This is a genomic window from Streptomyces sp. NPDC031210 (assembly GCF_055570395.1).
The window spans coordinates 189,716-198,748 of the sequence record NZ_JBVIHH010000004.1 but is presented as its reverse complement, the minus strand read 5'-3'; the positions used below and the strand labels follow the sequence as shown (position 1 = coordinate 198,748).

The 9,033-nt window shown below is 72.1% G+C and carries 6 protein-coding genes; 2 read left to right on the top strand and 4 right to left on the bottom strand.

The window, feature by feature from the left end:
• Positions 1-132: 132 nt before the first annotated feature.
• The 4 genes from ACZ45Z_RS10370 to ACZ45Z_RS10355 form a co-directional block, all read right to left on the bottom strand.
• Positions 133-975, bottom strand: a complete 843-nt coding sequence (locus ACZ45Z_RS10370; protein ID WP_468359200.1) for a succinate dehydrogenase/fumarate reductase iron-sulfur subunit — start codon at positions 973-975, stop codon at positions 133-135.
• Entirely contained in the window at positions 972-2,924 is a 1,953-nt protein-coding gene (locus ACZ45Z_RS10365; RefSeq protein ID WP_468359197.1) for a fumarate reductase/succinate dehydrogenase flavoprotein subunit, read from the bottom strand. Before ACZ45Z_RS10365 ends, ACZ45Z_RS10370 begins: the two co-directional genes overlap by 4 nt.
• Positions 2,924-3,751 (bottom strand): hypothetical protein, encoded by an 828-nt coding sequence (locus tag ACZ45Z_RS10360; RefSeq protein WP_468359194.1) that lies wholly within the window; start codon positions 3,749-3,751, stop codon positions 2,924-2,926. Before ACZ45Z_RS10360 ends, ACZ45Z_RS10365 begins: the two co-directional genes overlap by 1 nt.
• A gap of 95 nt (positions 3,752-3,846) precedes the next feature.
• Positions 3,847-4,137 carry a hypothetical protein gene (locus ACZ45Z_RS10355; protein WP_468359191.1) on the bottom strand — a complete coding sequence of 97 codons (291 nt, stop codon included), beginning with the start codon at positions 4,135-4,137 and terminating at the stop codon, positions 3,847-3,849.
• A gap of 347 nt (positions 4,138-4,484) precedes the next feature.
• On the opposite strand from ACZ45Z_RS10355, the gene ACZ45Z_RS10350 reads away from it, so the two are divergent.
• The gene (locus ACZ45Z_RS10350) at positions 4,485-6,989 is read left to right on the top strand and encodes an ABC transporter substrate-binding protein (RefSeq protein WP_468359188.1); all 2,505 of its coding nucleotides are present in this window, start codon (positions 4,485-4,487) and stop codon (positions 6,987-6,989) included.
• Between the two features lie 170 nt (positions 6,990-7,159).
• A complete protein-coding gene (gene typA, locus ACZ45Z_RS10345) occupies positions 7,160-9,031 on the top strand; it encodes a translational GTPase TypA (RefSeq protein ID WP_468359185.1) in 1,872 nt (623 codons plus the stop codon).
• Positions 9,032-9,033 lie beyond the last annotated feature (2 nt).

Sequence of the window (9,033 nt, the reverse complement as noted above, 5' to 3'; positions counted from 1 at the left end):
TGGGAGGAAGGGAGAGATAGGAAGAGGGCGCCACCCCCCCCCCCCTCCCCCCCCCCCCCCCCCCCCCCCCCCCCCCCCCCCCCCCCCCCCCCACCGCCGCCGCGAGCGTCGCGGGGCCGCGTCCTCAGTCGCTCATGCGCCGCGCCGCCTGATCTTGTTGCCGAGCCAGACCAGCGGGTCGTACTTGCGGTCCGCGGCCCGCTCCTTCAACGGGATCAGGGCGTTGTCGGTGATCTTGATGTGCTCGGGGCACACGTCCGTACAGCACTTGGTGATGTTGCACAGGCCCAGCCCGTGCTCGTCCTGCGCGGTCCGCCCCCGGTCCAGGCCCGCCTCGTCGGCCGCGTCCAGCGGGTGCATGTCCAGCTCCGCGATCCGCATCAAGTAGCGCGGACCGGCGAAGAGCGGCTTGTTCTCCTCGTGGTCGCGCACCACATGGCAGGTGTTCTGGCACAGGAAGCACTCGATGCACTTGCGGAACTCCTGCGAACGCCCCACATCCTCCTGCCGCATGCGGTACTCGCCGGGTCCCAGCTCCGGCGGCGGGACGAACGCCGGAATCTCGCGCGCCTTGGTGTAGTTGAACGACACGTCGGTGACCAGATCACGGACGACCGGGAACGCCCGCATCGGCGTGACGGTGATCGTCTCGTCCCGCCCGAAGACCGACATCCGCGTCATGCACAGCAGCCGTGGCCGCCCGTTGATCTCCGCGCTGCACGAACCGCACTTGCCCGCCTTGCAGTTCCAGCGGACGGCGAGATCGGGCGCCTGGGTGGCCTGGAGCCGGTGGATGATGTCCAGCACCACCTCGCCGTCATGGACCTCGACCCGGAAATCCGCCGGCCCGCCGCCGCTCGCGTCGCCCCGCCACACCCGGAAGTGCGCGGTGTAGGTGCCCGAAGCCCCGGCCGCCTCGCCCCCGGCCGGCTCTTCCCCGACCGGTTCCTCCCCGGCCGCTTGCTGCCCGCTCACCGGCTCAGCTCCTCGTCCGTCAGGTACTTCACCAGCTCCTCCTTCTCGAAGAGCCCGAGCAGGTCGGGGCGGATCGGCGGGGTGACGCGGCGGGAGAGCCGGATCCGGCCCGGCGCCGCGTCGGCCTCGCCCTGCCCGGCCAGTTCGCAGACCAGGACGACGGCGCGCCAGTCGCGGTCCATCCCCGGATGGTCCTCGCGGGTGTGCCCGCCGCGGCTCTCCTCGCGCTCCAGCGCCGCCCGCGCCACACACTCGCTGACCAGCAGCATGTTCCGCAGGTCCAGGGCCAGATGCCAGCCCGGGTTGTACTGCCGGTGGCCCTCGACACCCGCCCGCCGGGCCCGGACCCGCAAGTCCGCCAGCCGCTCCAGCGCCTGCGTCATCTCGCTCTCCTTGCGGATGATGCCGACCAGGTCGTTCATCGTCTGCTGGAGCTCCTGGTGGAGGGTGTACGGATTCTCCGCCGGTGCCTGCCCCGCACCGCCCGGCCCGGTCTCCTCGGCGCTGAAGGGACGCAGCGCCTCCGCCTCGGCGGCGTCGGTCTGCGCCGTATCGGGCGCCGGCCGGTCGGTCACCGCCGCCGCGTACTTCGCCGCGTGCAGCCCCGCCCGGCGGCCGAAGACCAGCAGGTCGGACAGGGAGTTGCCGCCCAGCCGGTTGGAGCCGTGCATTCCGCCGGCCACCTCACCGGCCGCGAACAGCCCCGGTACGCCGGTCGCGGCGGCCGTGTCCGGGTCCACCTCCACCCCGCCCATCACGTAGTGGCAGGTCGGGCCCACCTCCATCGGCTCGGCCGTGATGTCGACATCCGCCAGTTCCTTGAACTGGTGGTGCATGGACGGCAGCCGGCGCTGGATGACCTCGGCCGGCATCCGCGTGGAGACGTCCAGGAAGACGCCGCCGTGCGGCGAGCCGCGCCCCGCCTTGACCTCGGTGTTGATGGCCCGGGCCACCTCGTCGCGGGGGAGCAGTTCGGGCGGGCGGCGGTTGTGGTCGGGGTCGTCGTACCACCGGTCGCCCTCGGCCTCGGTCTCGGCGTACTTGTCCTTGAAGACGTCCGGGATGTAGTCGAACATGAACCGCTTGCCGTCGCTGTTGCGCAGCACCCCGCCGTCGCCGCGCACCGACTCGGTGACGAGGATGCCCTTGACCGACGGCGGCCAGACCATGCCGGTGGGGTGGAACTGCACGAACTCCATGTTGATCAGCGGCGCGCCGGCCAGCAGCGCCAGCGCGTGGCCGTCCCCGGTGTACTCCCAGGAGTTCGAGGTCACCTTGAAGGACTTGCCGATGCCGCCGGTGGCCAGCACCACCGCCGGGGCGTCGAGCACGAAGAAACGGCCGGATTCACGCGCGTAGCAGAACACGCCCGCCACCCGCCCGCCCGTCCCGGAGCCGCCGGGCGCACCCGCGGTGAGCACGCGGGTGACCGTGCACTCCTGGAAGACCTTCAGCCGGGCGTCGTACGCGCCGAACTCCCGCTCGTCCTCCTGCTGCAACGAGACGATCTTCTGCTGGAGGGTGCGGATCAGCTCCAGGCCCGTACGGTCACCGACGTGCGCCAGGCGCGGGTACTCGTGGCCGCCGAAGTTGCGCTGGGAGATCCGGCCGTCCGGCGTCCGGTCGAACAGCGCGCCCCAGGTCTCCAGCTCCCACACCCGGTCCGGGGCCTCCCGGGCGTGCAGTTCGGCCATCCGCCAGTTGTTGAGGAACTTCCCGCCGCGCATCGTGTCGCGGAAGTGCACCTGCCAGTTGTCGCCCTCGTTGACGTTGCCCATGCTGGCCGCGATACCGCCCTCGGCCATCACCGTATGGGCCTTGCCGAACAGGGACTTGCAGATCACGGCCGTCCGCATGCCCGCCTCGCGGGCCGCGATGGCGGCCCGCAGCCCGGCGCCGCCGGCGCCCACCACGACCACGTCCCATTCCTGCCGGTCCAGATGCGCCATCAGAAGAACCTCGGATCGTCGAAGGCCCCGGTGGCCAGGAGGAACACGTAGAAGTCGGCGGCGGCCACGCTGATCAGCGAGGCCCAGGCGAGCTGCATGTGCCGCGCGTTGAGCCCGCTGACCCAGCCCCACAGCCGGTAGCGCACCGGATGCCGGGAGAAGTGCCGCAGCCGCCCGCCGACGATGTGCCGGCAGGAGTGGCAGGAGAGGGTGTACGCCCAGATCAGCACGATGTTGACGAGGAAGACCAGCGACCCCAGGCCCATGTGGCCCCAGGCGTGGTGCTCGTCGCGGAAGGAGAGCACCGTGTCGTAGGTCAGGACGCCGGCGACCAGCACCGCGAAGTAGAAGAAGTAGCGGTGGATGTTCTGCAGGACCAGCGGGAAGCGGGTCTCGCCGGTGTACTTCCCGTGCGGTTCGGCGACCGCGCAGGCCGGCGGCGACGCCCAGAAGCCGCGGTAGTACGCCTTGCGGTAGTAGTAGCAGGTCAGGCGGAAGCCCAGCGGGAAGATCAGGATCAGCAGCGCGGGGGACAGCGCCCACCAGCCGCCGAACAGCTCCCAGTTCGGGCCGCCGTGCATCGGCGCGCAGTTGGCGGCCAGGCACGGCGAGTAGAAGGGCGAGACATACGGCGCGTGGTAGTAGTCGCCGTTGGCGAACGCCCGCCAGGTGGAGTAGACGATGAACGCGAGCAGTCCGGCGGCGGTGCCGGCCGGCGCCAGCCACCAGCGGTCGGTGCGCAGATGGCGGGCGGGGATGGCGGCGCGTGAGGCGTCATGCACGCCGCTCGCGCCGCTCCGTGGTGAGGGTTCGGTACCAGTGGCCAACGTCGGTCTCCGTGTAAGGGGCTCCGTCGGGGCGGGGCTGGAATGGGCAGAGGGGCGGGCGTCGGGGGTGGCACTCAGGGTGCCGGGAATGGCACTTAGGGTGCCCGGCGGTCGTGCGCGCCCAAACCCTCCTCTTCGGCGCCGGCCCACAGCGCCGGGTCGTAGGGCGCTTCGGGAACCCACACCATCGCCTGGGCCGGAACGCCCGGGGCGGTGGCCGCGGCGCTCTCCCTCAGCAGGGTGAGGCTCTCGCGCAGATGGTCCGTGTCGCTGCGCACCCGGCGTATCTCCAGCCCGCCCCCGGCGCTCCGCTCCAGCCGCTCCACGGACCGGACCAGATCCTCCAGGCTGCGCTGTACCGCCGCTAGGTCATCGTGCAGGGACATGACGTGCCTCACCTCCGAAGGTGTGGTGGGCGATCTCATGCGCCTGCGAGTGTCGCGCGTCACAGTCGCGGTTGGGAAGAGATCCGGCGCGATTGCGGCGGCGGACCGGTGCGTTTCGGCTGCCGCGCGCCGGGCCCCGCGCACCGCCGGCCGGCCCGCGCGGCGTTGGGCCGGCCGGGTGGCCTTGGCACGGCGGCCGACGTGTCGGGCCGCCGGGCTTCACCCGGTCGATTTCAGTGGGGGAGCCATAGATGTGATGAGCCGCAAAGTCGGCCGAACGTGTTGCGCGGGACAAGCCCCAGGTGCGGCGGCTCGGTGCGGCGCGGGCGAGCCCGGAGGTAACAGTCATGACCGACCACGTCAGCCCAGGTGCCGCGTCCCGCGGGCGCCGCTGTGCCGCGCTCCTCGCGGCGGGCGTGCTGCTCCCCCTGCCCGTACTGGCCGGATGCGCCGGCGACGATTCCCCGGAATCCGCCACGGCGTCACAGGACATCGCCCCGGCCGCCCGCGACCGGCTGAAGGACGGTGGCACCGTCCGCTGGGCCGTGGACGGCCTGCCCAGCACCTTCAACGCCTTCCAGGCCGACGCCGACGCGACCACCTCGCAGGTCACCGGCGCCGTCCTGCCCAGCCTGTTCACCGTCGACGGCAACGGCCGGCCGCAGCGCAACGCCGACTACCTCGACGCCGCGGACATCAGCGCCCGCGAACCCCGACAGGTCGTCACCTACAAGCTCAACCCCAAGGCCCGGTGGAGCGACGGCCGGGCGATCGGCGCCGGCGACTTCGTCGCCCAGTGGAACGCGCTGCGCGGCAAGGACAACGCCTTCTGGACCGCCCGCAACACCGGCTACGACCGGATCGACAAGGTCGAACAGGGCGCCGGCCCGCACGAGGTGAAGGTCACCTTCGCCAAGCCCTACGCGGACTGGCGGGCCCTGTTCACGCCGCTCTACCCCAAGAGCGTGATGGGCGACGCCGACGCCTTCAACGACGGCGCCCGCGAGCGGCTGGCGGTCGCCGCCGGCCCGTTCACCGTCCAGAGCCGGGACAAGGCGAGCGGCCGCGTCACCCTCGTACGCAACCCCAGGTGGTGGGGCGCGCCCGCCAAGCTCGACACGCTCGTCCTGGAGGCGCTGCCCCACGAGAAGCGGTCCGCGGCGCTGGCCGCCGGCACCATCGACGTCGCCGAGGTCGACCAGGTGGCCGCCAAGAGGGTCGCCTCCGCCGGCGGCCCGGCCGGCTCCGGCAAGGACGGTGGCCAGGCCGGACCGCAAGGCGCCGACGCGGGTACGGACGCCAAGGCCGCGGCCGGGAGCGCGGCGCTGCGCGGCTACACGATCCGCAAGGCCCTGGAGCCCGCGTACACCCAGCTCGCCCTCAACGGCAGCACCGGGCCCCTCACCGACGAGCGGGTCCGCCGGGCGGTGGCCCGCGCCCTGGACCGCCAGGCGCTCGCCGACACCGTCCTCAAGCCGCTCGGCCTGCCCGCCCGGCCGCTCGGCAGCCATCTGCTGATGGCCGCCCAGCCCGGCTACGAGGACCACAGCGACGCGCTCGGCGGGCAGGACACCGAGGCGGCCAAGGCCCTGCTGGCCGAGGCCGGCTGGAAGCCGGGCGACGGCGCCGGGCCGGCCGTCACCCCGCGGTCCGCCGGGCGGAAGCCGGGCGCGCCGGCGGCCGGGGCCTCCGAGGGAGCCGCCGCCTCCCCGTCGGCGAAGCCGGGCCCGGCAGCGCCGTCGAAGTCGGCCGGGCCGGCCGGCCCGGAGACCGACGACGGCCGGGGCGCGCCGCCCGCGGCCGGCGACGCACCGCCGGCCGGCGCCCTCGCCCCGGCCGACGACAAGGAGGCCGACATCCGGCCGGCCGCCGCCGAGGCGCCGCTGTCCTTCACGGGCGCGGTGGGCTCCGAGGTCCAGCAGGCGGCCCTGCTGCGGCAGAGCGCGGCGATCTACAAGGCCGAGGCCGCGGCCCAGGACAAGGCGGCCGACGGGGACACCTCCTCCGCGGCCCACGCCCAGGCCCGGCGGTACCAGAGGCTCGCCGCGCAGGCGCTCGGCGCCGCCGAGCTGATCGAGACCGGCCAGGGCCCGCACCTGCCCGGCTCCGGCGGCCACGCGGGCCCCCGGCCGATGAGCGCCGCCCAGGCACGCGAGGCGAAGGCCGCCCAGGAGCGCGAGGCGGCCGCCTCCGCAGTCGCCGCGTCCGCCGCCCAGGAGGACGCGGCCGCCCACCCGGCCCGGCGCGCCGCCGTCCGGCCCGCCGCCGACGCCGAGGCGGGCGGGAAGACGGGCGGGAAGGCCGCCAAGGTGCCCGTCATGAAGAAGGACGGCAAGCCGCTGACCCTGCGCTTCGTGCTCCCCGACGGCGCCGGCTCCCAGCAGCTTCGCGACGTCGGCCGCCGGATCGCCGCGATGCTCTCCAAGATCGGCGTGCAGACCGCCGTCCAGCGGGTCCCCGACACCAGCTACTTCCAGGACCACATCGCCTCCGGCGACTACGACCTGGCGCTGTACTCCTGGCCCGGCACCGCCTTCCCGGCCACCGACGCCCGGCCGATCTACGCCAAGCCGCAGCCCGCGCCGGACGGCTCGCTGACCGTGGAGCAGAACTACACCCGCGTCGGCTCCGACCACATCGACCAGCTCCTGGAGCGGGCCACGTCCGAACTCGACGAGGACGCCTCGCACAAGCTGATGGAGCAGGCGGACGCGCGGATCTGGGCCGCGGCCGGATCGATTCCGCTCTACCAGCGGCCCGAACTGGTGGCCACGAAGAAGGCGCTCGCCAACGTCGGCGCCTTCGGTTTCGCCTCCCCGCGCTTCCAGGACATCGGCTACACGAAGAGCTAGCCAACAAATGGTGAGAAATCGCAGGTCATAGGGCATACGTACGGGCTGGGGCGGCCAATCCCGCCACAGCCCCGTACGATGGGGTGAGGCCGTGGCGTCTTCATGCCCGGCAGGCGCGCGTACCGGATGGACGCGTCGCCACCCACGATTCCGGGAGAAGCGCCGCCAGTATGCCCACCCGCCACGACATTCGTAACGTAGCCATCGTCGCCCACGTCGACCACGGCAAGACGACCCTCGTCGACGCCATGCTCAAGCAGGCAGGTGCCTTCGCCGCCCACGCCGCCGAGCATCTCGACGACCGCATGATGGACTCGAACGACCTGGAGCGTGAGAAGGGCATCACGATCCTGGCGAAGAACACCGCCGTGAAGTACCACCCCAAGGACGGCGGGGAGCCCATCACGATCAACATCATCGACACCCCCGGCCACGCCGACTTCGGTGGCGAGGTCGAGCGCGGCCTGTCGATGGTGGACGCGGTCGTCCTCCTGGTCGACGCCTCCGAGGGCCCCCTCCCGCAGACCCGCTTCGTGCTGCGCAAGGCCCTCCAGGCCCGGATGCCGGTCATCCTGTGCATCAACAAGACCGACCGCCCCGACTCCCGGATCGACGAGGTCGTCAACGAGACGTACGACCTCTTCCTGGACCTGGACGCGGACGAGGAGCAGATCGAGTTCCCGATCGTCTACGCCTGCGCCCGTGACGGCGTCGCCTCGCTGACCAAGCCGGAGGACGGCACCGTCCCGGCCGACAGCGAGAACCTGGAGCCGTTCTTCACCACCCTGCTCCAGCACGTCCCGGCGCCCGAGTACGACGAGAGCGCCCCGCTCCAGGCGCACGTCACCAACCTCGACGCGGACAACTTCCTCGGCCGTATCGCACTGCTCCGCGTCGAGCAGGGCGAGCTGAAGAAGGGCCAGACCGTCGCGTGGATCAAGCGTGACGGCACCATGTCCAACGTCCGCATCACCGAGCTGATGATGACCGAGGCGCTCACCCGCAAGCCCGCGGAGAAGGCCGGCCCCGGCGACATCTGCGCCGTCGCCGGCATCCCGGACATCATGATCGGCGAGACGCTGGCCGACCCGGAGAACCCGATCGCGCTGCCGCTGATCACGGTCGACGAGCCGGCGATCTCGATGACCATCGGCACGAACACCTCGCCGCTGGTCGGCAAGGGCGGCAAGGGCCACAAGGTCACCGCCCGCCAGGTCAAGGACCGCCTCGACCGCGAGCTGATCGGTAACGTCTCGCTGCGCGTCCTGGACACCGAGCGTCCCGACGCGTGGGAGGTCCAGGGCCGCGGCGAGCTGGCGCTGGCCATCCTGGTCGAGACCATGCGCCGGGAGGGCTTCGAGCTCACCGTCGGCAAGCCCGAGGTCGTCACCAAGGAGGTCGACGGCAAGACGTACGAGCCGATCGAGCGCCTGACGATCGACTCCCCCGAGGAGCACCTCGGCGCCATCACGCAGCTCATGGCGACCCGCAAGGGCCGCATGGAGACCATGACCAACCACGGTTCCGGCTGGATCCGTATGGAGTGGATCGTGCCGTCGCGCGGCCTGATCGGCTTCCGTACGGAGTTCCTGACCCAGACCCGCGGCACCGGCATCGCGCACTCCCTCTTCGAGGGCCACGAGCCGTGGTTCGGCGAGCTCCGCACCCGCCACAACGGTTCGCTGGTCGCCGACCGCGCCGGTACGGTCACGCCGTTCGCGATGATCAACCTCCAGGAGCGGGGTGTGATCTTCACCGAGGCCGGTACCGAGGTCTACGAAGGCATGATCATCGGTGAGAACTCGCGTTCCGACGACATGGACGTGAACATCACCAAGGAGAAGAAGCTCACCAACATGCGTGCGGCTTCCGCGGACACCACCGAGAACGTGGTCCCCCCGCGCAAGCTCTCCCTGGAGCAGTCGCTGGAGTTCTGCCGCGACGACGAGTGCATCGAGGTGACCCCGGAGACCGTGCGTATCCGCAAGGTCGTCCTGGACCAGAAGGAGCGCGGCCGCGCCGCGTCGCGCGCCAAGCGCTGACA

Excerpts from the sequence above, each read along its gene's own strand:
- ACZ45Z_RS10350 (WP_468359188.1), top strand. The coding sequence starts at position 4,485 with ATGACCGACCACGTCAGCCCAGGTGCCGCGTCCCGCGGGCGCCGCTGT.
- typA (WP_468359185.1), top strand. The coding sequence starts at position 7,160 with ATGCCCACCCGCCACGACATTCGTAACGTAGCCATCGTCGCCCACGTC.
- ACZ45Z_RS10355 (WP_468359191.1), bottom strand. The coding sequence starts at position 4,137 with ATGTCCCTGCACGATGACCTAGCGGCGGTACAGCGCAGCCTGGAGGAT.
- ACZ45Z_RS10365 (WP_468359197.1), bottom strand. The coding sequence starts at position 2,924 with ATGGCGCATCTGGACCGGCAGGAATGGGACGTGGTCGTGGTGGGCGCC.